Genomic DNA, 23223 nt, shown 5'->3' on the forward strand with positions numbered 1-23223 from the left:
GCGCCTCCCGGCTGTCCTTGGTGTTACTTGCTCCACTTCCACTGCGCGGGGTGGAAGTTCGCGAGGGAGTCCTGGTCGAACCCGGTCAGGCCCTTCTTGACGACCGAGATCTGGTAGTCGGGCTCGGGGAGCCAGATCACCGGGAGGTCCTTCGCGACGGCCGCGCTGTAGGCCTGGACGGCCGACGAGTCGGTCGAGGTGGTGGTCGCGTCGATGAGCTGGTCGACCTCCTTGTTCGAGTACGAGCCGAAGTTCGCCGACCCACCGGTCTGGAACAGCGACTCACCGGTCGGGTAGGCCGGGAAGTACCAGCTGCCCGCGGTGCCGAAGAAGGAGAGGTCCCAGTCGCAGCTGGCCTCGTCGCTCGTGCAGGTCGGGGTCTGCGACAGGACGCTGGACACCGGCGCGGTCTTGATCGTGAAGCCGATGCCGGTCTTCGCGAGCGAGGACTGGATCGCGCTCATCATGTTGTCGGTCACGGTCGAGCCGGACTGCGAGAGCACGTTCATCGTGAACTTCGTGCCCTTGTCCACGCCCTCGCCGCACTGGCTGTCGGAGGTGCCCGGGTCGGTGCAGACCATCGTGCCGCCCTGCTCCTCCCAGCCGTGGCTGGTCAGCAGGTCCTTGGCCTTCGACGTGCTGAACGGGTACGGGTTGTCCTTCTGGACGCTCGAGACGTAGTCGGACTCCTGCGCCTGCGGGATCGGGCCGTAGGTCGAGGTCGCGGTGCCGTTGAAGACGACCTTCGACAGCGAGGTCTGGTCGATCGACATCTGCACGGCCTGGCGGGCGTACAGCTGCTTGAACACCGCCCCCATCGTCGGGTTGTTGAAGTTGTACGGCATGTACGTGATCGCCCAGCCGGTCCACGGCTGGACCTCGTAGCCCTTGGCCTCGAACGACTGCTTCTGGTCCATGTCGGTGGCGTTGATGTAGCCGTAGTCGACACCGCCCGAGCGGACCGCGTTGACCTCGGCGTCCGCGGACGTGAACGGCAGCAGGTTCACGGTCGTGATGGAGGGCTTCTCGCCGCCGTCGTACTTCGTGTTCGCGGTGAGGGTGACCTTGCCGGCGGTGGTGAACGCACTCACGCCGTACGGGCCGGAGATCGTCTTCCACAGGTCGTCGCTGGCGTAGTCCGAGATCTTGCCCGCGGCGGTGTTGAGGTACTTCCAGACCTCCTTCGCGCCGGCCGTCGTCTCGTCCGCGTTGCCGACGGAGCCGCTCGCGCTCGTCTTGTCCCACGCGTGCTGCGGCAGCGGGACGATGTGGCTCAGCTGGTTCGCGAGCATCCAGTCCGCGTTGTACGCCTTGTCGAACGTGATCGTGAAGTGGGTGTCATCCACCGTCGTGAAGGACGTCCAGTTGTCGGGCGCCTTGCCCTTCGAGTACGAGCCCCACTGGTCCTTGTTCGCCTTGATGAGGTTGAACCAGAACTCGACGTCGCGGCTGGTGATCGGCTTGCCGTCCGACCAGTGGCGGTCGCCGAGGGTCACCTCGACACTCTTGCCGTCCTTCGCGAACGCGGCGTCGGTGGCCACGGATCCGGCCTTGTTCCACGCGATCTTGCCCGTCGAGCCGTCGTAGGCGACGAGCGGCTCGTACAGCGATTGCGCGATCGAGCCGTTGTTCGTGTTGAGGTGGGCGGCCGTCCCGATCGGGAGGATCCAGTTCGGCGTGAAGTTCGCCGGCAGCGCGTAGTCGATCTCGTCGGCGTTGCTGCTGCCGGACGAGGCGTTGCCGCCCCCGGAGCAGCCGGCGAGCAGCGCGCTCACGGCGATCGCGGCTCCGGTGAGGAGCGCCCAGCGACGGGGCTTGGTCATGTGTGTCTCCTGGTGCGTGGGAAGTGTCGGGGTGTGGAGCACGCGTGCCGGTCGGCACGGGGACAGTCAATGACCAAAGCCGTTGGAAAAACAAACATCTCCGTGTAAATAGTGCGTTTCTGCGGAACGGACGAAAGGGTGGACGGGTCGGATCACCGCCTAGGCTCGGCTCCACGGGCGGTCGTCGACCGCTTTCCACCGGATTGGAGAAAGTCGTGCCGGACCTCAGTGCCCGCGTCCTGGAGCTCGTCGCCTCCGGACAGGCCTCCAGCCGCACCGAGATCGCGGCCCTGCTCGCCGCGGCGCCCTCGACGGTGTCCCACGTGGTCGCGCAGCTCCTGTCCCACGGTCTGCTCGCGGAGGAGGGCACGGACGTCTCGACGGGGGGTCGCCCGCGCAAGGTGCTCCGGATCGGCGGCGCCGACGAGTACGCGGTCGCCGCGGACGTCGGCGGCGGTCACGCCCGCATCGGGGTGGTCCGGCCGGGAGGCGCGCTCGAGTCCGTCGCGAACGTCCCGTTCGCGCTCGCGGACGGCCCGACCGCCGGGCTGCAGCGACTGGCCGGTCTGCTCGAGCGGCTCGCGGACGACCAGGGGCGCGCCGGGTTGCGCGGCGTCGGGCTCAGCCTCCCCGGCCCCGTCGACGTCGAGGCCGGGGTCGTCGACCTCCCGAGCCGCATGCCGGGGTGGAACGGGTTCCCGGTGGCGGCGTGGCTGACCGAACGGTTCGGCCTCCCCGCCGTCGTCGACAACGACGCGAACTGCATGGCCGCCGGCGAGCAGAGCGTGCAGGACCCCTCGCGGCGCCAGACCATCACCATCAAGGCGGGGTCGGCGATCGGCGCGGGCATCGTCATCGACGGGCGCCTGTACCGCGGGGCGACCGGCTCCGCGGGGGACATCACGCACGTCCGGATCGACGCCGCCGGTGACACCCCGTGCTCGTGCGGCAACACCGGGTGCCTCGAGACGGTGGCCTCCGGGGCTGCCCTCGTGCGCATCCTGTCGGGTGCCGGGGTCGCGGTCGAGTCCACGGCGGACGTCGTGCGCCTCGCCTCGGACGCCCACCCGGAGGCGACCCGGGCGGTGCGCCTGGCCGGTCGCTACCTCGGTGAGGTCCTCGCCGCGAACGTGAACTTCTTCAACCCGGACGCCGTCTATCTCGGTGGCATCCTGTCCACCCTCGACCCGTTCATCGCCGCGGTCCGCAGCCAGCTGTACGAGAGCTGCCACCCGCTCATGACGCAGCACCTCGCGATCGAGCCGGTGTCCCTCGGTGCCGACGCCGGGCTCGTCGGGGCCGGTCAGTTCGCGTTGCAGCGCGGACTCACGGCCTCGCTCGAGGAGTTGTCCGCACCCATCCCGCAGTCCACCGCCCGGAAGAGGAGCGTCCGTGTCTGAGTCCCACCCCACCCCCACCGCACGTCGTCCGGTCATCGCGATCGCCGGACTCGCCATCGAGACCTCGACCTTCACGCCCACCCGGACGCACGCAGCCGCCTTCCACCCGGACCGGGGCGACGCGGTGGTCGCGCGGTACCCGTTCCTCGCGGACCTCGCCGACCGCGCCGAGTTCCGGGGTGCGCTCATCGGGCACGCCCTGCCCGGCGGGGTCGTCGACCGCGACTCGTACGAGTCCCTGGCCGCCGAGATCGTGTCCCGGCTGGGCGCGATCACCGCCGCCGAGCAGCTCGACGGCCTCTGGTACGACATCCACGGCGCGATGGTCGTCGACGGGCTCGACGACGCCGAGACCGACCTGCTCGGCCGCATCCGCGCGGTCGTCGGGCCGGACGTCGTCGTGTCGGCGTCCATGGACCTGCACGGCAACGTCACGGCCGAGCTCGCGCACCAGGTCGACCTCGTCACCTGCTACCGGATGGCCCCGCACGAGGACGCCCTCGAGACGAAGGAACGCGCGGTCCGGAACCTCGTCGACGTGCTCACGACCCGACCGGTCGGGCAGCAGCGGCCCGTGAAGGCGTGGGTCCCGATCCCCGTGCTGCTCCCCGGCGAGCAGACCTCGACCCGCATCGAGCCCGCGGCGTCGCTGTACGCGCAGGTACCGGAGGTCGAGGCGACCCCCGGTGTCCTCGACGCCGCGATCTGGGTCGGGTACGCGTGGGCCGACCAGCCGCGCGACCATGCCGTGACGGTCGTCACCGGGTGGGACCGCGAGGCCGTCGCCGCCGGTGCGGAGCGGCTCGCCCGCGCGTTCTGGGACGTCCGCGAGGAGTTCGTCTTCGTCGCCCCGACCGGTTCGTTCGACGAGTGTCTGACCGCGGCGCTCGCCCCGGGTGCGGCGCGGCCGTTCTTCGTGTCCGACTCCGGCGACAACCCGACGGCGGGCGGCTCCGGGGACATGACGTGGGGGCTCACCCGGGTGCTCGCGAACCCAGTGTTCGCGAGCACGGACGGCCCGACCGTGATCTACGCGAGCGTTCCCGGTCCCGAGGCCGTGGAGACCGCGGTCGAGGCCGGGGTGGGCGCGACCGTCACCGTCACCGCGGGTGCCGCGGTCGACGACCTGCACGCCGGGCCGATCACCATGACCGGGCGGGTCCACGCGGTCAAGCACGGGGACCGGGACGCGGAGACCGAGGTCGTCCTGCAGGTCGGGTCGGTGTTCGCGATCCTCACGAAGCTCCGGAAGCCGTACCACCACGAGCGCGACTTCACCGACCTCGACCTCGCTCCGCGGGACGCCGACCTCGTGATCGTGAAGATCGGCTACCTCGAACCCGAGCTCTTCGACATGGCTGCGGACTGGATGCTCGCCCTCACGCCCGGCGGCGTCGACCAGGACCTCGAGCGCCTCGGCCACCACAGGATCCAGCGCCCGATGTTCCCCTACGATCGGGTGTTCCCGTCGGCGCCCGACCTCGGCGCCCGGATCATCCCACCGTCGAACGAACCCCTCGGAGCCATCGCGTGACCACCGCCTCCGTCGCCCTCGAGATCGCGGTGACCTCCCCCGCCGGGGCCGTCGTCGCCCGCGAGCACGGCGCCGACCGCGTCGAACTCTGCGTCGGCCTGGAGCTCGGCGGACTCACCCCGTCCCAGGCCCTCGTCGAGACGGTGCACGAGACCGGCATCCCGGCGCACGCGCTCGTCCGGTGCCGCCCGGGCGGGTTCGTGCACGACCGCGGCGAGCTCGAGCTCATGGAACGCGAGGTGCGGACGGTGCTGCGCTCCGGCGCGGCCGGGGTGGTGGTCGGCGCGCTCCGGCCCGACCGCACGCTCGACGTCGACGCGCTCCGTCGGTTCGTCGACGCCGCACGCTCGGTGAGCGCCGTCGCGGAGGTCACCCTGCACCGCGCGGTCGACCACACCGCCGACCCGGTCCGAGCGGCCGCGGCACTGCACGACCTCGGCTTCACCCGTGTCCTGACGTCCGGCGGGGCGTCGACGGCCGTCGCAGGTGCCGGCACGATCACCCGGATGGTGGACGCCGCCGGGTCGGTCCAGGTGATGGCCGGCGCCGGCGTCACCCCCGCGGACGTCCCGGCACTCGTCGCGACCGGTGCCGCGGCCGTCCACCTCTCGGCGAAGCGCAGGGCACCCGGCAGCGCCCACACGGGGGTGCCGATGGGCGGGTCCGACGACGGGTCCGCGCACTTCGTCACGGACGCCGAGATCGTCTCCGCGGCCCGACGGGCCGTCGACGCCGTCGGCTGACCGGCCGCTAGTCGACGGGGTGCTCGGCCTCGTAGCGGAACACGCGGTGGAGGTCGTCCATCGCGATCGGTCCGCCCGGCAGCGGGCGTGTCCCGCCGTCCGCGCGCAGCCCGTCGAGGACGATCCCGATCTGCCGCCCGAGGATCCGTCCCGCCTCGTCCGGCGGGAGGTTCGAGTAGCTCCCGATGCGGAACGCCGCGAAGGTGACGTCGTTCGCGTTGACGTCGGGCCGCAGACGTCCCTCGGCCTGGGCCGCGGTGACCAGCGCCGCGAGTCGGTCCGCCCACCCGTCGCTGAACTGCCGGTCGTCGTCGAGGGCCACCATCTTGCGGTTCAGTCGTGGGATCGCCGGGTGCTCCTGCAGCACGTCGACGATGCCGGTCACGAGCGCGACGACGCCGTCCCACGCGGTGGGCTGAACCGCCACCGCCTCCTCGATGCAGGCGAACTCGGCGACGAGTCGGGCGTGGAGGGCCCGGATCACCTCGTCGATGCCGGGGAACCGACGGTAGAGCGTCGCGATGCCGATGCCCGAGTCCTTCGCCAGCTGGGCCATCGAGGGGTCGGCGTCGTGCACCGCCCAGTGCCGCTCGGCCGCGGCGAGGATGGACTCGCGGCTCCGGCGCACCTCGATGCGCTCGGCACGGGCACGCTCGGCAGCGGACATGCTCCGACCCTAGCTGTCCGATTCAAGTGGAGAGTTGACTCCGCTTAGCGCCTGCGCCTATCGTCGCACCCGGCACTGCTGTGTCCGCGCGCCCGTCACCCTGCGGGCCGCCGACCCGGAGCCCGGCCCGTCACCCTGCGGGCCGTCCGCCGGACGACCGGTGCTGCCGCCCGACCCGAACGAGCGGCAACACCGGTCAGTCGGCACCGGGACCCCCGGGGCGGTCGCCGCGATGCCCCGTCGACCAGCGAGCACGTCGACGCCGTCGGCCCGTTGCCGCGGCCGCGACACGGCAGGCGGCGCTCGGCCGGTGGGGGGTCGGTCGAGCGCCGCCGGTGCGGGTGGGGCGAGGGGAAGGTGGCGACGCCTGATCGGAGGGGGGGCGCGACCAGGCGTCGCCGGGGGTGGCGGCACTCGCTCGATGGGGGGAGCGATCGAGGGCCGCCGGCTCGGTGGTGCGTGCTACCCGCCGGCGAGTGAACCGGTGAGCGACAGCGAGAGGACCACGGCAGCGGCGATGCCGGCGAGCAGCCCGACCGGCACGTACCGGCGCCACTGCACGGGCGATGCGCGGGGTTTGTCGGACACGGGGACCTCCTCGTTCTGCGTTCGTACGGTCGCGGAGCAAATGGCTCGGGTTCACTTGCTTCACTCATCAAGATACTCAACCATTCACCAACTTTGCCACTCGTGTACTGTCCCCAGTGCGAGGGACGCCTCGGACGGCCCCTCCCGACCCGGAGTGGAGCCACCTGTGACCCGAGCAGGGAACGCGGACCCCGCAGAACTCATCAGCGCGTTCGAGGCGGTCGTGCGCGCCAACGCGGTGCTCGTCCGGCAACTCAGCGCCGGCGCGGGCGTGCACGAGAACGCCCTCCGCGCCCTCGTGCTCATCGACGACACGGGCTACTCGACCCCGACCGAGGTCGCGGGGTACCTCGGACTCACCTCCGGTGCCGTCACGAACATGGTCGACCGCATGGTGGCGGCCGGCCTGGTCGAGCGCGCGCCGAACCCGAACGACCGTCGCGGATCGCTCCTCCGGCTCACATCGGAGGGCGATGCGGTCGTCGGTCGGTACCGGCAGCGGTACGCCGACCTGCTGACGGCGGTCGACGACACGCACGACGGCGACCTGGCCAGCCTGCTGAGCGACCTCGCGACGAGCCTCTACGAGCAGGCCGGCGACGCCGAGGGCTGACCGAGCGCGACCAGGGCGTCAGCGGCCGCCACGGCGACCGGATCGTGTGCTGCGTGCACGACGACCACCCCGCCGCGGGCCTCCTCCGCCAGCGCGGCGACGACGAGCGCCGCGGATGCCGCGTCGACACCGGCAGTGGGCTCGTCGACGAGCAGCACCGCGGCCTCCTGTGCGAGCCCGAGCGCGACGAGAGCGCGCTGCCGCTGTCCGCCCGACAGTCGGTCGAACGAGCGGTCCGCGAGGTCGGCGACGGCCAGGCGCTCGAGCTGCGCCTCCACGACCGACCGGTCGCGTCGCGTCGACGGGCGCCACCACGGTCGCGCCCGCCACCGCCCCATCGCCACAGCGTCGCGCACGGTCAGCGGGAGCGCGGTGGGCGGGACGGACTGCGGCACGTAGGCGACGTCGGCCGGGAGGCCCGTCACCCGTCCGGCAGACCACGGCACGACACCCGCGATCGCGTCGAGCACCGTCGACTTCCCCGATCCGTTCGGTCCGGTGAGCGCCGTCACCTCGCCGGACCGGAACGTCGCGTGCAGTCCGTCGAGGACGCGACGCCCGTCCCGGTGCAGGGCGACGCCGGAGAGCTCGATGGTCGTGGAGAGCGGCACCTGAGCACGCTATCAGTATTGATAGTCATTTTCATGTAGCGTCTGGGTCCGTGACCTGGCTGACCGACCCGTTCTCCGTCGACTTCATGCTGCGCGCCCTCGTCGGCGGCACACTGGCGGCGGTGCTGTGCGCGGTCGTCGGCACCTGGGTGCTCGTCCGCGGCATGGCCTTCCTCGGCGAGGCGCTCGCGCACGGCATGCTCCCCGGTGTCGCGGTCGCGACCCTCACCGGGTTCCCCGCGGTCCTCGGTGCCGCGGCGAGCGCGGGCGCCATGGTCCTCGGCGTCGGCGCACTGCGGCGGCATGCTCGGCTGTCCTACGACTCGTCGATCGGCCTGCTGTTCGTGGGCATGCTCGCCCTCGGCGTCATCATCGTGTCCGGGTCGCGCTCGTTCGCGACGGACGTGACCGCGATCCTCTTCGGGGACGTGCTCGCCGTGACCTCCGCGGACCTCGTCGGCCTCGCTGCGGCCGCCGCCGTGGCACTCGGTACCGCGATCTGCTTCCACCGCCCGTTCACCGCGACCGCGTTCGACGTCCGGAAGGCCGCGACGCTCGGGCTGCGACCGCGCCTTGCGGAGGTGGTCCTCGTCGCCCTGGTCACCCTCGCCGTCGTCGCGTCGTACCGGGCCGTCGGGACGCTCCTCGTCGTCGGGCTACTCCTCGCGCCGGCCGCTGCCGCCCGTGCATGGTCTCGTTCGATCGGCTCGACCATGCTCCTCGGCGCCGGCATCGGTGCCGCCGCCGTCCTCGCCGGCCTCCTCGTCTCGTGGCACCTCGGCACCGCCGCCGGAGCGAGCATCGCCGTCGTCTCGGTCCTCGGCGTCGCGGTCTCCCGCGGTGCCGCTGCCCTCCTGCGTGGCCGCGCGCCCACGCAAGCCCCGACCACTCGGACCCCAGCACCCACCGCACCACGAGAGGCCTCATGAACCACCGCTCCACCCCCGCCGTCGGCGCTGCACTCGGGCTCACGCTCCTGCTCGCCGGCTGCTCGTCCGACCCGGGCGAACCGGGACCCACCACGACGACGGACCGCCCGCACGGGTACGTCGAGGGCGCCCGGGAGGCCGGCGAACCGCAGCTCCGCCTCCTCGCGGTGAGCCCGGACGGCCGGACCACGATCCACGACCTGCTCACCGACGAGTCGTCCGAGCTCCAGGACGTGGACGCCCCGGAGCACGCCGCGACGGACGGGCGCTTCCTCGTCACGTCCGACGACGAGCGGACGACGATCACCGACGGAGGCGCGTGGACGGTCGACCACGGCGACCACACGCACTACTACGCCGCCGATCCGCGGGTCGTCGGGCACGTCGGTCGTGGCGGCGCGATCGCGGTGCACTCCTCGGAGACGACGACCACGCTGACCTGGCCGGACCACGGTGAGGCCGTGGCACTGGACCGCGAGGCACTCGGACAGGGCGAGGTCACGGAGGTCCTGCGTGTCGAGGCATCCGTCCTGCTGCCGTTCGGCGACCGCTTCGTCGCCGGGGCCGACGGCGCGGTGACCGTCCTCGACCGGGGTGGCCGTGCCGTGGGCGAGCCGGTGGCCTGCCCGGAGCCCGCCGGCGGCATCGTGACCCGGGCGGGCGCCGTGATCGGGTGCTCCGACGGCGCCGTCGTCGTGGACGAGGACGGCGCGACGACGGTCCCGCTGCCGGAGGGGTCGGCGGGCCGTCCGACGTCGTTCGCAGCGCGGGCGGGTCGGCCCACCGTCGCAGGGGTCGCCGGGGACGGCGGCGCCTGGCTGCTCGACGCACGGGAGCACTCCTGGCGGTACGTCCCCTCGGAACGACCGTTCCGCGCGGTCGTGGCCGTCGACGACCCCGAGGGGCACGTGGTCGCGGTCGACGACACCGGGCGGGTGGTCGTCGTCGCGACGGCGGACCCGACGTCCCCGGACGGCCGGACCGCCACGACCCGACCCCTGGTCACCGCGAACGGTCCGGCCCTCCTGCAGGTCGACGCACAGCGGGCGTACGCCGCCGACCCGACGGCCGGTGTGGTGCACGAGATCGACTTCGGCGACGACGCCCGGGTGGCGCGCACGATCGAGCTCGGTCGCCCCGTCGCCGCCCTCGCCGAGGTCGGTCGGTGACCCGCGTCGCGCGGGCGGGCACCGCCGCCGTGCGCACCGCCGTCGCGGTCCTCGCTGCCGGGCTCGTCGTGACCAGCGCCGGCTGCAGCCCGGCCGACCGTGACCGCCCGCTCGTGGCCGTGACGACGAACATCCTCGGTGACGTCGTCAGCGAGGTCGTCGGCGACGCCGCTGACGTCGCGGTCCTCATGCCCGCGGGTGCGGACCCACACTCCTTCGAGGTCTCCGCCCGGGAAGCCGCACGGCTCCGGTCCGCCGACCTCGTCGTCGAGAACGGACTCGGGCTCGAGGAGGGCGTCGCCCGGCACGTCGAGGCCGCCACCGCGGACGGCGTGCCGGTCTTCACGGCGGGCGATGCGATCGACGTGCTCGACTGGCGCACCGAGGACGACTCCGGGCCGGATCCGCACTTCTGGACCGACCCACGGCGGATGGCGGAGGTGGTCTCGGCCCTCGACGACGCCCTCGACGAGGTCGGCATCGACGCTCCGGGGGCGGACGGCTACCGCGCCCAGCTCGACGCACTCGACGGCGAGGTGGCCACGGCGTTCGCGACCGTCCCCGCCGACCGTCGCGCGCTCGTGACGAACCACCACGTGTTCGGCTACCTCGCCGACCGCTACGGCTTCCGGATCGTCGGTGCCGTGATCCCGAGCGGCACGACCCTGGCCTCGCCGAGCGCCGCAGACCTCCGCGACCTTGCGACCGTGATCGAGGACGCCGGCGTCCCGACGATCTTCGCCGACCTCTCCCAGCCGGCCCGGCTCGCCGAGGTCCTCGCGGACGAGGCCGGCATCCAGGTCACCATCACCCCGCTCGCCACCGAGTCGCTGACCGCGACCGGGCCGGCGAGCTCCTACCTCGGCATGACCCGCTCGAACGCCGAGGCCATCGTCGACGGCCTGTCGACCCACGAATGAGGAAGAGAACGGAACCAGTGAAAACCATGACGTCACCATCGAAGCGACGCACCGCGGTCGCCCCCGCCCTGCTGCTCGGGGTCGCCGCCCTCGCGCTGACGGGGTGCTCCACCGACCCCGCGGACGCGGAGGACCGTACCGAACGGACCAGCGGCGCAGACGGGACGCGCGTCACCGTGACCTACGACGGCGGCGTGCTCGTCCTCGACGAGGACCTCCGCGTGGTGTCCGACGACCCGATCGAGGGGTTCACCCGCGTCAACCCCGCCGGGGACGGCCGTCACGTGCTTGTCACCGTCCCCGAGGGCTTCCGTGTCCTCGACACCGCGTCGGACCCGGCGCTCACCGACTCGGTCTTCCCCGCCGACGCCGGCGGCCACGCGGTCGTCCACGGTGACCGGACGACGCTCTTCGCCGACGGCTCCGGCGACGTGACGGCGTTCGACCACGAGGACCTCGCCGACGCCGTCGCGGACGGCACGCTGCCCGACGTCGACACGACGCGCTCGGAGACGGCACACCACGGCGTCGCGATCGAGCTCGAGGACGGCACGCTCCTCACGACCATCGGCACCGAGGAGTCGCGATTCGGCGTGCGCGCGCTCGACGAGGACGGCTCCGAGGTCGCACGCTCCGAGGTCTGCCCGGGCGTGCACGGCGAGGGCACCGTGGCCGACGAGGTCGCCGTGTTCGGCTGCGAGGACGGCGCGCTCGTGTACCGGGACGGCACCTTCGCCAAGGTCGACGCCCCGACCGAGTACGGCCGCACCGGCAACCTGTTCACGACCGACTCGAGCCCGATCGCCGTCGGCGACTACAACGACGACCCGGATAGCGAGGGCTACCTCCTCGACCAGCTCGCACTGATCGACACCGAGCAGGGTTCCTACGAGACCGCGGACATGCCCGAGGGCGTCGGCTTCACCTTCCGCGACCTCGCGCGCGGGCCGGACGACGAAGCGGTCGTGCTCGGTTCCGACGGATCCCTGCACACCTTCGACGTGACGACGGGTGCGCGTCTCGGCACCGTCCCGGTGATCGACGCGTGGGAGGGCCCCGTCGAGTGGCAGGACCCGCACCCCGCCCTGAAGGTGGTCGGTGACACGGCCTTCGTCACCGATCCGGCGACGAAGACCGTCCACGCGGTGGACCTCACCAGTGGTGAGGTCGTCGCCTCCAGCGACGAGCTCCCCGGCGTCCCCAACGAGATCGCGGTCGCGTAGCGACGGACCTCCAGTCCGTGTCCTGGGTGCGTCAGCCCCAGACGCGGTCCGCGATCGCGACCACGCTGCGGACCTTCGCCCACTGCTCGTCCTCGGAGAGGACGTTGCCCTCCTCCGTCGACGCGAACCCGCACTGCGGACTGAGCGCGAGCTGCTCGAGCGGCGCGTACTGCGCGGCGTCCCGGATGCGCTGCTCGACGACCGCCGGGTCCTCGAGCTCGCCGGTCTTCGACGTGACCAGGCCGAGCACGACCACCTGGTCGCCCTGCGGCAGGAACCGCAAGGGTTCGAAGCCGCCGGCACGGTCGGAGTCGTACTCGAGGAAGAACCCGTCGTAGCCGGTGTTGCCGAGGAGCTCCTCGGCGACCGGCTCGTACCCGCCCGACGAGATCCACGTCGAGCGGAAGTTGCCACGACAGACGTGGGTCGTGACGACGAGGTCGGACTGCCGGCCGTCCAGCACCCGCCGGACGATCGACGAGAACCGGGCGGCGATGCCCTCGGTGTCGATCCCGCGGTCGCGGGCCTTCTCGAGCTCGACGTCGGAGCAGAGGTACGCCCACGCGGTGTCGTCGAGCTGCAGGTAGCGCACCCCGACGGCGTGGAACGCGGCGATCGCGTCGCGGTACGCCGTGACGAGGTCCTCGGTGATGGCGGCCCGGTCGGCGTAGTGGTCGGTGCGGACCTGGTCGGCGTCCAGGCGGAAGTCGAAGACGGTGGGCGACGGGATGGTGAACTTCGCCGTGACCCCGCGACGGGCGGCCTCCTCGACCACGAACCGGGCGTGCGCGAGGAACGGGTGGTCGACCGGGAACGACACCGGCCCGGTGACACGGAGCCCCTTCGGCGTGGTGCTCGTGCCCTGGAACGCGATGCCGTGGTCGAGCTCGACGACCTCGACGCCGTCGAGACCGCCCCAGAAGTCGAGGTGCCACCAGCTGCGACGGGCCTCGCCGTCGGTGACGACCTCCAGCCCCGCGGACTGCTGCGCGTCGGCGAGCGCCCGGACGGCCTCGTCCTCGACCAGGCGGAGTCCGTCGTCGTCGAGGGTCCCGGCGGCGTGGGCGGCGCGGGCCTCCTGCACGGCGGCGGGGCGGAGGAAGCTGCCGACGACGTCGGCTCGGAACGGCGGTCGGGAGGACATGGGCCGATGGTACCGAGACGGAACCAGCAGCCGGGAGTCCGCTGCGTCGCGCGGCGTAGTGTGCGGCGCATGCCCGCACTGACCGACACGTTCACCATGTCCAACGGTCTGCACATCCCGAAGATCGGCTTCGGGACCTGGCAGATCCCGTCCGGCAGCGATGCCTACGACGCCACGAAGACCGCCATCGAGGCCGGCTACCGCCACATCGACACCGCACTCGCGTACGGCAACGAGGCCAGCGTCGGCGAGGCCGTCCGCGACAGCGGTGTCCCCCGCGACGAGCTCTTCATCACGACGAAGCTCCCCGCCGAGGTGAAGACCGCGTCCGGGGCACGCGAGGCCTTCGAGGAGTCCTCCCGGAACCTCGACCTCGGGCACGTCGACCTGTACCTGATCCACGCGCCGTGGCCCTGGAGCGACATGGGGTCCGACCACCGCGACGGCAACGTCGAGGTGTGGAAGGTGTTCGAGGAGCTCTACGACGCCGGCCGCACGAAGAGCATCGGCGTCTCGAACTTCGCCGTCGCCGACCTCGAGGACCTCCTCGGCCGCACCGACGTCGTGCCGCACGCGAACCAGATCCGCTGGTTCGTCGGGAACACGCAGGACGCGACGACCGCGTTCGACCGCGAGCACGACATCCTCACCGAGGGGTACTCGCCGCTCGCGACCGGTGGGCTGCTCGAGAACGGCACGATCGCAGAGATCGCCGCGAAGTACGACAAGTCCGTCGCACAGGTCGCGATCCGCTACCTGCTCGAGCGTGACGTGCTGCCGCTGCCGAAGTCGACGACGCCGTCCCGGATCGCGGAGAACGCGGACGTGGACTTCGTGCTGTCGGCGGAGGACGTCGCGGCGCTCGACGCACTGGAGGACACGACCGCGTGAGCGGCGGTCGCTGACGCGACCGGATGACGGACGGGCGCGTCCCGCTGGGCGGCAACGCGGAGCGTTGCGCGGGGCGCGCCGACCGAGCCCGCGAGGGAGGACGGTGCCAGCCGGCACCGTCCTCCCTCTGTCGTCGCGCACTGTTTACATGCCGGGCGCGCACGACACGAGGACGAAACAGACGGGCAACGGGGCCGACACAGCGCCGCACGACACTCGTACTACCTGTCGCCCGACAGGTACTGCCGCGAAAGGTCCTGCAGCCATGCGCTCTCCCGAAGCTCCGCTCCACGCACCACGCGCCACCACGTCCTCCGGCCCCGCCGCCGGCCCGTCCACCGCCGCCTCCGACCTCGCCGCCCTCGGCTACGAACAGGAGCTCCACCGCGGTGTCGGGTCGTTCTCGTCCTTCGCCGCCGGGTTCTCGTTCGTGTCGATCCTGACCACGGTGTTCCAGCTGTTCGGTCTCGGTTTCATGCTCGGCGGCGCCGCGTTCTTCTGGGCGTGGCCGCTCGTCTTCGCCGGCCAGCTCCTCGTGGCGCTCAACTTCGCGCAGCTCGCGGCGCGCTGGCCGATCTCCGGCGCGATCTTCCAGTGGTCGAGCCGCCTCGCCGGTGCCCGCTTCGGCTGGTTCACCGGCTGGACGATGATCATCGGGCAGATCCTGACCGTCGCCGTCGCCGCCATCGCCGTGCAGGCGGTCCTGCCGTCGATCTGGAACGGTTTCCAGATCGTCGGGGGCCCGGGGGCGAACGCCTCGGTCGCCTCGCCGACGGGTGCCGCGAACGCGGTGGTGCTCGGGCTGGTGATGCTCGTGCTGACGACGGTCGTGAACATCGTGAGCGTCCGGTTCATGGCCCGCGTGACGAGCTTCGGCGTCCTCGTGGAGATCGTCGGGGTCGTCGTCCTCATCGCCGCCCTGTTCGTCCTGCCGCACCGCTCCCCGGCCGTGGTGTTCTCGACCGAGGGCTCGACGAGCACCGAGCCGTACGTGTGGGCGTTCCTGGCGTCCTCGCTCATGGCCGCGTACGTCATGGTCGGGTTCGACTCCGCCGGCGAGCTGGCCGAGGAGACCCACAACCCGCGCCGCACCACCCCGAAGACGATCGTCCGTGCCCTCACCGTCTCGGGCCTCGGCGGCGGCCTGCTCATCATCGGCGCGCTCGTCGCCGCACCGAGCCTGACCGACGGCAAGCTCGCCGCCCAGGGACTCGCGTGGGTGATCACCTCGACCCTCGGTGACGTCTTCGGTCGCCTGCTGCTCTGCTGCGTGGCCGTCGCGGTGTTCGCCTGCACGCTCGCCGTCCAGACCGCCGGTGCCCGGATGGTCTACTCGATGGCCCGGGAGCGCGCGCTGCCGTTCCACCGCGTCCTGTCCCGGGTCTCGCCGCGGACGGGCACCCCGATCGCCGCGTCGATCGTCGTCGGTGTCGGCGCCGGGCTGGCCCTCGCGGTGAACATCGGCCAGTCCGCGATCTTCACCGCCCTGTCGAGCCTCTGCATCGCGATGCTCTACCTCGCGTACCTCGGCGTCACGGGGCCGCTCCTCGTCGAGCGCATCCGCACCCGTCGCACCGGACTGCCGACCGGGGTCGACGAGGACGGGAAGCCGCTGTTCACGCTGGGCCGCTGGGGCATCCCGCTCAACGCCCTCGCCGTGCTCTTCCAGATCGGCATGGCGGTCAACCTGATCTGGCCCCGTCCGGAGATCTACGACCTCACCGGGAACTCGTGGTGGCTGCAGTACAGCGCGCTGCTGTTCATCGGCGCGGTGCTGCTCATCGGCTGGGCGTGGTCCTCCTGGCGCCACCGGGCACACGGTCCGCTCACCCTCGCGGAGGTGCCGCAGACCGCCCCCACCCCGGTCGACGCCTGACGGCACCCGGCACCGGCCCCTCCGGCGCCGCCCGCACCCCCACAGCACCCGCACCACCGAAAGGCACCACCGTGCGTGACCTCCACCAGACCGACAGCGTGACCGCCTCGCGCTCCGACGCCCGGGCCCAGGGCGGCGCGACCTCCGACTGGATGCCGTACCTCCCCGCGTCCACGTCCCCGTTCACCCCTGAGGGCGTCGACCCGACCGAACTGGTGTGGGCCGAGACGGTGGCCCCCGGTGGCTACACGCACCGGGTGCTCGCGCGGGGCACCCGGTTCCGGTTCGACGACCCGACCGGCGACGCGTGCGCGAACGTCCTCGTGTTCAACGCCCTCGAGCCGTGGGAGCGGTTGAACGTCGCGGACACGCAGAAGATCCCGTGGCAGGCGTACCTCGGGCAGGGATCGCCGCTCCTCAGCGCCGACGGACGCGTCCTCGCGAGCATCGTCGAGGACACGTCCGGGCAGCACGACGCCTTCTGCGGGACGTCGACCGACGCGTGGAACGACGAGAAGTACGGCGACGCCGCTCCCGAGGGACCGAGCCCGAGCGGCCGCTCCCTGTTCGCGAAGGCCGCGGCCAAGCACGGCCTGTCGAAGCGGGACCTGCCGCCGAGCGTCTCGTTCTTCCAGGGCGTCCACGTCGAGCCGGACGGCACCCTGACGCCGACGGGCTCCGCCGGGCCGGACCGTCACGTCACCCTCGTCGCCGAGCTGCCGCTGCTCGTCCTCGTGGCGAACGTCGCGCACCCGCTCGACCCCCGCCCCGGGTACACCGTCGGTCCGCTCCGGGTGCACGCCTGGCGCGGGTCGGCCACGGCGGCGACGGACCCGCGGGCCACGGCGACGCCCGAGCTGCACCGCGCCCACCTCAACTCGATCGACTACGCGGAAGCGCGAGGCCTGTGATGACCGCGACCCTGACCACCTCCGTCCCCGTCGGCGCTGTCCATGCGCCCGACGTACCGCTCGACTGGGGCACGTCCCTCGTCCCCGGAACCGTCGTCCGCGACGACCGGGTGGCACCGCTCGCACCCTGGTCCGCCGTGGTCCGCGCCGGCGAGGTCCTCACGATCGTGGACGTCGGCGGCAACCAGAGCGCCGACTGCCTGCTCTACGACGCGTCCGACCCAGACGAGCGGTACAGCGTGCCCGACACCCTCGTCGCCCAGGGCAACGCCTACGTCCGCACCGGCACGGTCCTCATGTCGAACGAGGGCCGGCCGCTCATGACGGTCGTCGGCAACGAGATCGACCGGCAGGACACGATCGGCGGGGCGTGCTCGAAGGAGTCGAACACGCTCCGCTACGGCCACCACACGCAGTACCAGCACGGCTGCCGCGAGAACTTCCTCGCCGAGGCCGGCCGCCACGGGCTCGGTGCCCGCGACCTCGTGTCGAACCTCAACTGGTTCATGAACGTCCCCGTCGAGGAGGACGGCGCCCTCGGCATCGTCGACGGCATGAGCGCCCCCGGGAAGCGCGTCGCGATCCGGGCCGAGCGGGACGTCCTCGTGATCGTGTCCAACTGCCCGCAGATGAACAACCCCTGCAACGACTTCTCCTGCACGCCGCTGCGCATGATCGTGGTCCAGCCGTGACCACCGCGCCCGACCCCACCGGGACCGACACCGTGACACCCCCGCTCTCCACCGACACCGTCCTCGTCGCCAACCGCGGTGAGATCGCCCGCCGCGTGATCCGCTCCGCGAAGGCGCTCGGCATGCGTACCGTCGCCGTCTACTCGGACGCCGACCGCGCCGCCCCGCACGTCCGCGAGGCCGACACCGCGGTCCGGCTCGGCCCCGCGCCCGCTCGCGAGTCGTACCTGCGCATCGAGGCGGTCGTCCAGGCCGCGGTCGACACCGGCGCCGGACTCGTCCACCCCGGCTACGGCTTCCTCTCCGAGAACACCGAGTTCGCCGCTGCCTGCGAGGCGGCCGGCATCCGCTTCGTCGGCCCGACCGCCGACCAGATCGTCCAGTTCGGCGCCAAGCACACCGCACGCGAACTCGCAGCCGCCGCGGGCGTCCCGATGCTCGCCGGCACGGGCCTGCTCGCGAGCGTCGAGGACGCCGTCGACCAGGCCGGACGCATCGGCCTGCCGGTCATGCTCAAGGCCACCGGGGGCGGCGGGGGCATCGGCATGCAGGCGTGCGCGACGCTCGACGAGGTCCGTACGGCGTACGCGAGTGTCGAACGGACCGCGGCCGCCGCCTTCGGCTCGGCCGGGATCTTCCTCGAACGGCTCGTCCGGCCGGCGCGCCACGTCGAGGTCCAGCTCTTCGGTGACGGCGAGGGTCGCGTCGCCGTGATCGGCGACCGCGACTGCTCGCTCCAGCGCCGGAACCAGAAGGTGATCGAGGAAGCGCCGGCCCCGGCACTCCCCCGATCCGTCCGGGAGGCACTGCACACGTCCGCCCGTCGGCTCGCCGAGAGCGTCGGGTACCGCAGCGCGGGGACCGTCGAGTTCGTCTACGACCCGGTGCGCGAGGAGGCGTCCTTCCTCGAGGTCAACACGCGCCTGCAGGTCGAGCACCCCGTGACCGAGGAGGTCTTCGGCGTCGACCTCGTGGAGCTCATGCTGCGGCTCGCCCGTGACGGCGCCGCCGGCATCGGCGACGACGTGTTCGAGCGCGAGTGGACGCCGGACGGTCACGCGGTCGAGGCCCGGGTGTACGCCGAGGACCCGGCGAAGGGCTCCCTGCCGTCGAGCGGGCTCGTCACCCAGGCCGTCTTCCCGGACCGTGCCGGCCTCCGGGTCGACGGGTGGGTCGAGACCGGCTCCGAGGTGTCCGCCTTCTACGACCCGATGCTCGCCAAGGTGATCGCGACGGGCGAGACCCGCGACGACGCCCTCGACCTGCTCCGCGACGGGCTCGCAGACACCCGGATCGACGGGATCGTGACGAACGCCGGTCTCCTCCGCACACTCACCGACGACCTCGAGCTGCGGACCGCGACGCACTCGACGTCGACGCTCGACGAGACCGAGGACCCGGACCCCCGCATCGACGTCGTCGTGCCCGGCACCATGACGATGATCCAGGACCTCCCCGGCCGCACCGGGTACTGGCAGGTCGGTGTCCCGCCGAGCGGCCCCTTCGACGGCGCGTCCTTCGCCGAGGCGAACCGGGCGGTCGGCAACCCGGACGGCGCACCCGCGCTCGAGGTCACCGCGTCCGGACCGACCCTCCGCTTCTCGGCGAGCGCCGTGGTCGCGGTCACGGGCGCCCCGGTGCCGGTGACGCTCGACGGCGAGACCGTCGCGATGTGGGAGCCGGTCGAGGTCGCCGCCGGACAGACCATCGCCGTCGGGACCGCGGTGGGCCCGGGGCTCCGGGCCTACCTGGCGGTGCGCGGTGGGTTCGACGTGCCGCAGTACCTCGGCTCGACCGCCACGTTCACCCTCGGCGGGTTCGGCGGTCACGCCGGCCGTGCGCTCCTGGCCGGGGACGTCCTGCGGCCCGGCTCACCGGACGCCGACGCCCCGCACCCGGCGTTCCCCGCGGGTGCCCGGCTCGGCCTCGTCGGCGGCCCGACCCCGGCCGACCGCCGCACGGCGTTGACCGACGCGTGGGAGGTCGCGGTCACCGAGGGCCCGCACGGCGCCCCCGACTTCTTCACGCGCGACGACCTCGACGTCTTCTATGCCACCGACTACGTCGTCCACCACAACTCCGCACGCACGGGGGTCCGGCTGATCGGCCCCCGTCCGGGCTGGGCGCGGACGGACGGCGGTGAGGCGGGGCTGCACCCGTCGAACATCCACGACACCCCGTACGCCGTCGGTGCGATCGACTTCACCGGGGACACCCCGATCATCCTCGGACCGGACGGCCCCTCGCTCGGCGGGTTCGTCTGCCCCGCGGTCGTCGCCAGCGGCGATCTCTGGAAGCTGGGCCAGCTCCGCCCCGGTGACACGGTGCGGTTCGTCCCCGTCCGCGAGGCCGACGCCGCCGCGCTCGACGCGCACCGTGCCTCCCGGTCGGTGCCGCGCACCGGGGGTGACGGCGACGACGGCGTCCTGGCGCGCCTCGACGCGACGGACGCACGTCCGAGCGTCGCGTACCGGCGCGACGGCGACGACAACGTCCTCGTCGAGTACGGCGACATGACGCTCGACATCGCACTGCGCATGCGGGTGCACGCGCTCATGACGAAGCTGCAGGAGGAGGCACCGGCGGGGATCGTCGACGTCACGCCCGGCATCCGGTCCCTGCAGGTGCACACCGACACGAGCGTGCTGAAGGCGAGCACCATGGCCGGGCTCCTCCGTGAGCTCGAGGACGAGATCCCGCCGACCGACCAGCTCGTCGTACCCTCACGGACCGTGAAGCTGCCGCTGTCGTGGGACGACCCGGCGACCCGGCTGGCGATCGAGCGGTACATGGCGGGTGTGCGGGACGACGCACCGTGGACGCCGTGGAACATCGAGTTCATCCGGCGGATCAACGGGCTCGACAGCGTGGACGACGTGTTCCGCACCGTGTTCGACGCGAGCTACCTCGTGCTCGGCCTCGGCGACGTGTACCTCGGCGCCCCGGTGGCGACACCGCTCGACCCCCGGCACCGGCTCGTCACGACGAAGTACAACCCCGCGCGGACCTGGACCGCCGAGAACTCGGTCGGCATCGGCGGCGCGTACCTCTGCATCTACGGCATGGAGGGGCCGGGCGGCTACCAGTTCGTCGGCCGCACCGTGCAGATCTGGAACCGGTTCCGCCGCGGCGGGCTGTTCCAGGAGGACCCGTGGGCGCTGCGGTTCTTCGACCGGATCGAGTGGTACCCGGTCGGGGCCGAGGAGCTGCTCGAGCTCCGCGCCGAGACGGACGCCGGACGCGGGCACTTCGAGACCGTCGACGGCGAGTTCTCGATCGCCTCGTACAACCGGTTCCTGGCGTCCAACGCGTCGTCCATCGCCGACTTCCGCGCACAGCAGGCCCGGGCGTTCGACGAGGAGAAGGAGCGCTGGCGCGCCTCCGGCGAGTTCGACGTCCGCGACGAGCCCGCCGTGGTGCTCCCCGACGAGGTGGTCCTGCCGGCCGGCGCGACCGCGGTGACCGCGCCGTTCACCTCGACGGTGTGGCAGGTGGACGTCCGCCCCGGCGACCGCGTGGACGAGGGCCAGAAGCTGCTGGCCGTGGAGGCGATGAAGATGGAGTCGATGGTGCACCCCCCGGTGGAGGGACACGTGTTGGAGGTCTTACATCAAGCCGGGCGACCAGGTGGCGCCGGGGCAGGTCCTCGCCGCGATCGGAGCGGCGGCGTGAGCGGGGCCCGCGACGCGGCTGCTCGGGTGCACGACGCCTTCGACCGGATCGGAGCCGTCGACCGACCGGAGGTCTGGATCGCGCTGCGTGACCGGGCGGACGTCGCTGCCGAGGCGTCGGCCGTCGACCCGTCGCTCCCCCTCGCCGGACTGCTCTTCGCGGTGAAGGACAACATCGACGTCGCCGGCCTGCCGACCACCGCGGCCGCCCGGTCCTACGCGTACACACCGGACGAGGACGCCACCGCGGTCGCCCGGCTCCGGGCCGCCGGCGCGGTCGTCGTCGGCAAGACGAACCTCGACCAGTTCGCCACCGGCCTCGTCGGCACACGGTCCCCCTTCGGCGCCGTCCGGAACGCATGGGACCCGACGCGGATCTCCGGCGGGTCGTCGAGCGGCTCCGCCACCGCGGTCGCGCTCGGCATCGTCGACTTCGCACTCGGCACCGACACCGCCGGCTCCGGCAGGGTCCCGGCGGCGCTCGGTCACCTCGTCGGGGTGAAGCCGACCAAGGGGCTCGTCCCGAACACCGGTGTCGTGCCGGCCTGCCGGTCGCAGGACTGCGTCACCGTGTTCGCACGGTCCCTCGACCTCGCGCGGACCGCCGCCGAGCTGATGGCCGGACCGGACGGCCGCGACCCCCTCGCCCGCGCCGACCTCGCGCTGGCCGACCTGCCCGCCGTCCCCCGCATCGCCGTGCCCCTGCCGTCACAGCTCGAGGGCCTGGCACCGGGTTGGGCGTCGGCGTTCGAGCGGGCCGTCGACCGGTTCCGGGCCCTCGGGCACGAGGTCGTCGAGGTCGACATCGCCCCGCTGCTCGACGCCGCGACCCTGCTCTACGACGGCGCGTTCGTGGCCGAGCGGTACGCGGCGGTCGGCGCGCACATCGACGCGCACCGCGACCGGGTCGGCGAGGACCTCGACCCGACCGTCGCGTCGATCGTGCTCGGCGGCGCCCGCCCCACCGCCGCGGAGCTCTTCGCCGACCAGGAGCGCCTCGACACGCTCGGGGCGGCCGGACGCGCCGCCCTCGACGGCACCGTCGCGCTCCTCACCCCGACGACGACGTGGCACCCGACGCTCGCCGAGGTCGCCGCCGACCCGGTGGGCGCGAACAGCCGGATGGGTCGCTACACGAACTTCGCGAACCTGCTCGACATGGCCTCGATCGCCGTCCCCGCCGGGTTCGTCGACGGGCTGCCGTTCGGGGTGATGCTCACCGGCCCGGCGTTCACCGACCGCCGCCTCGCGGCCCTCGCCGCGGCGTTCGCGGACCCGACCGTCGACCTGCTCGTCGTCGGCGCGCACCTCCGGGACGAGCCGCTCAACGGGCAGCTCGTCGCGGCCGGCGGCACCTTCGTGCGCGAGGTCCGCACGGCCCCGGACTACCGGCTGTACGCGCTCGACACGGTGCCGCCGAAGCCCGGACTGGTCCAGCGCCCCGACGAGACGCCCACCGACACCGCGACCACCGCCACGGCGACCGGCATCGCGGGCGAGGTCTGGCGCCTGCCCGCGCGGGGCTTCGCCACCTTCGTCGCCGCACTGCCCGCGCCGATGACGATCGGGACCGTGACGCTCGACGACGGCTCGGACGTCACCGGGTTCCTCGTCGAGCCGTACGCGGTCGAGGGCGCGGAGGACATCACCCACCACGGCGGGTGGCGCGCGTACCGGGAGCAGCCGGCCGGAGCACCCGCATGAGTCGGCCTGCGAAGATGGGACCGTGCCCGCCGAACAACGCCCGCCCCGCCTAGCCGAACGCGAGCGTCCCGGAAGCCTCCTCGGGCTGAGCCCCGCAACCAGTCCTCAACGCCC

Annotated in this window: 18 protein-coding genes; 13 read left to right on the forward strand and 5 right to left on the reverse strand. The window is 72.6% G+C overall.

Translation table 11 applies throughout. The annotated features are described in order from the left end of the window. Positions 1-23 precede the first annotated feature (23 nt). Positions 24-1823, reverse strand: coding sequence for a peptide ABC transporter substrate-binding protein (locus tag I59_RS03925; protein ID WP_022902751.1), 1800 nt, complete (start codon positions 1821-1823; stop codon positions 24-26). A 215-nt stretch (positions 1824-2038) separates the two neighbouring features. On the opposite strand from I59_RS03925, the gene I59_RS03930 reads away from it, so the two are divergent. The 3 genes from I59_RS03930 to I59_RS03940 are packed head-to-tail and all read left to right on the forward strand — an operon-like array spanning position 2039 to position 5500. Continuing rightward, positions 2039-3223, forward strand: a complete 1185-nt coding sequence (locus tag I59_RS03930; protein ID WP_022902752.1) for an ROK family protein — start codon at positions 2039-2041, stop codon at positions 3221-3223. Then, positions 3216-4757 (forward strand): M81 family metallopeptidase, encoded by a 1542-nt coding sequence (locus I59_RS03935; protein WP_022902753.1) that lies wholly within the window; start codon positions 3216-3218, stop codon positions 4755-4757. Before I59_RS03930 ends, I59_RS03935 begins: the two co-directional genes overlap by 8 nt. Then, positions 4754-5500, forward strand: coding sequence for a copper homeostasis protein CutC (locus I59_RS03940; RefSeq protein WP_022902754.1), 747 nt, complete (start codon positions 4754-4756; stop codon positions 5498-5500). The genes I59_RS03935 and I59_RS03940 overlap by 4 nt, the downstream gene beginning before the upstream one ends. Positions 5501-5507: 7 nt before the next feature. On the opposite strand, the gene I59_RS03945 is transcribed toward I59_RS03940, so the two are convergent. Beyond that, on the reverse strand, positions 5508-6167 hold the full coding sequence (locus I59_RS03945) for a TetR/AcrR family transcriptional regulator (protein WP_022902755.1): 660 nt from the start codon (positions 6165-6167) through the stop codon (positions 5508-5510). A gap of 462 nt (positions 6168-6629) precedes the next feature. Next, positions 6630-6755: a hypothetical protein gene (locus tag I59_RS23350; RefSeq protein WP_261976508.1), complete on the reverse strand. Its 126-nt coding sequence runs from the start codon at positions 6753-6755 to the stop codon at positions 6630-6632. 166 nt (positions 6756-6921) lie between these two features. On the opposite strand from I59_RS23350, the gene I59_RS21265 reads away from it, so the two are divergent. Further along, positions 6922-7368: a MarR family winged helix-turn-helix transcriptional regulator gene (locus I59_RS21265; protein WP_022902757.1), complete on the forward strand. Its 447-nt coding sequence runs from the start codon at positions 6922-6924 to the stop codon at positions 7366-7368. On the opposite strand, the gene I59_RS03960 is transcribed toward I59_RS21265, so the two are convergent. Beyond that, a complete protein-coding gene (locus tag I59_RS03960; RefSeq protein ID WP_022902758.1) occupies positions 7338-7979 on the reverse strand; it encodes a metal ABC transporter ATP-binding protein in 642 nt (213 codons plus the stop codon). The two genes, I59_RS21265 and I59_RS03960, sit on opposite strands and share 31 nt — an antisense overlap. A 50-nt stretch (positions 7980-8029) precedes the next feature. On the opposite strand from I59_RS03960, the gene aztB reads away from it, so the two are divergent. Genes aztB through I59_RS03980 form a run of 4 tightly spaced genes read left to right on the forward strand, consistent with a single transcriptional unit; the run spans position 8030 to position 12220 of the window. Continuing rightward, positions 8030-8908, forward strand: a complete 879-nt coding sequence (gene aztB / locus I59_RS03965) for a zinc ABC transporter permease AztB (protein ID WP_022902759.1) — start codon at positions 8030-8032, stop codon at positions 8906-8908. Beyond that, the gene (locus I59_RS03970) at positions 8905-10077 is read left to right on the forward strand and encodes a hypothetical protein (RefSeq protein WP_022902760.1); all 1173 of its coding nucleotides are present in this window, start codon (positions 8905-8907) and stop codon (positions 10075-10077) included. Before aztB ends, I59_RS03970 begins: the two co-directional genes overlap by 4 nt. Beyond that, on the forward strand, positions 10074-10997 hold the full coding sequence (locus I59_RS03975; protein WP_022902761.1) for a metal ABC transporter substrate-binding protein: 924 nt from the start codon (positions 10074-10076) through the stop codon (positions 10995-10997). Before I59_RS03970 ends, I59_RS03975 begins: the two co-directional genes overlap by 4 nt. A gap of 26 nt (positions 10998-11023) precedes the next feature. Next, positions 11024-12220, forward strand: coding sequence for a hypothetical protein (locus tag I59_RS03980; protein WP_022902762.1), 1197 nt, complete (start codon positions 11024-11026; stop codon positions 12218-12220). Between the two features lie 31 nt (positions 12221-12251). Here the strand turns inward: I59_RS03980 and I59_RS03985 are convergent, their stop codons facing one another. Beyond that, the gene (locus I59_RS03985) at positions 12252-13364 is read right to left on the reverse strand and encodes a 5-methyltetrahydropteroyltriglutamate--homocysteine S-methyltransferase (protein ID WP_022902763.1); all 1113 of its coding nucleotides are present in this window, start codon (positions 13362-13364) and stop codon (positions 12252-12254) included. Between the two features lie 69 nt (positions 13365-13433). Between I59_RS03985 and I59_RS03990 the strand changes: the two genes are divergently transcribed. The 5 genes from I59_RS03990 to uca all read left to right on the forward strand — a co-directional run bounded on the left by I59_RS03990 (position 13434) and on the right by uca (position 23109). Further along, positions 13434-14255 carry an aldo/keto reductase gene (locus I59_RS03990; protein ID WP_022902764.1) on the forward strand — a complete coding sequence of 274 codons (822 nt, stop codon included), beginning with the start codon at positions 13434-13436 and terminating at the stop codon, positions 14253-14255. A gap of 265 nt (positions 14256-14520) precedes the next feature. Further along, positions 14521-16131 (forward strand): APC family permease, encoded by a 1611-nt coding sequence (locus tag I59_RS03995; RefSeq protein ID WP_022902765.1) that lies wholly within the window; start codon positions 14521-14523, stop codon positions 16129-16131. 71 nt (positions 16132-16202) lie between these two features. Next, positions 16203-17042 (forward strand): urea amidolyase associated protein UAAP1, encoded by an 840-nt coding sequence (locus tag I59_RS04000; protein WP_022902766.1) that lies wholly within the window; start codon positions 16203-16205, stop codon positions 17040-17042. Beyond that, a complete protein-coding gene (locus tag I59_RS04005) occupies positions 17042-17734 on the forward strand; it encodes an urea amidolyase associated protein UAAP2 (RefSeq protein ID WP_022902767.1) in 693 nt (230 codons plus the stop codon). Before I59_RS04000 ends, I59_RS04005 begins: the two co-directional genes overlap by 1 nt. Then, positions 17731-23109 carry an urea carboxylase gene (uca, locus tag I59_RS19125; protein WP_261976509.1) on the forward strand — a complete coding sequence of 1793 codons (5379 nt, stop codon included), beginning with the start codon at positions 17731-17733 and terminating at the stop codon, positions 23107-23109. Before I59_RS04005 ends, uca begins: the two co-directional genes overlap by 4 nt. The last annotated feature ends 114 nt before the right edge of the window (positions 23110-23223 follow it).

It is taken from the genome of Curtobacterium sp. B8 (genome assembly GCF_000333315.1).
Lineage (GTDB): Bacteria > Actinomycetota > Actinomycetes > Actinomycetales > Microbacteriaceae > Curtobacterium > Curtobacterium luteum.

Excerpts from the sequence above, each read along its gene's own strand:
- I59_RS03925 (WP_022902751.1), bottom strand. The coding sequence starts at position 1,823 with ATGACCAAGCCCCGTCGCTGGGCGCTCCTCACCGGAGCCGCGATCGCC.
- I59_RS03945 (WP_022902755.1), bottom strand. The coding sequence starts at position 6,167 with ATGTCCGCTGCCGAGCGTGCCCGTGCCGAGCGCATCGAGGTGCGCCGG.
- I59_RS03970 (WP_022902760.1), top strand. The coding sequence starts at position 8,905 with ATGAACCACCGCTCCACCCCCGCCGTCGGCGCTGCACTCGGGCTCACG.
- I59_RS03980 (WP_022902762.1), top strand. The coding sequence starts at position 11,024 with ATGACGTCACCATCGAAGCGACGCACCGCGGTCGCCCCCGCCCTGCTG.
- I59_RS03985 (WP_022902763.1), bottom strand. The coding sequence starts at position 13,364 with ATGTCCTCCCGACCGCCGTTCCGAGCCGACGTCGTCGGCAGCTTCCTC.
- I59_RS03990 (WP_022902764.1), top strand. The coding sequence starts at position 13,434 with ATGCCCGCACTGACCGACACGTTCACCATGTCCAACGGTCTGCACATC.
- I59_RS03995 (WP_022902765.1), top strand. The coding sequence starts at position 14,521 with ATGCGCTCTCCCGAAGCTCCGCTCCACGCACCACGCGCCACCACGTCC.
- I59_RS04005 (WP_022902767.1), top strand. The coding sequence starts at position 17,042 with ATGACCGCGACCCTGACCACCTCCGTCCCCGTCGGCGCTGTCCATGCG.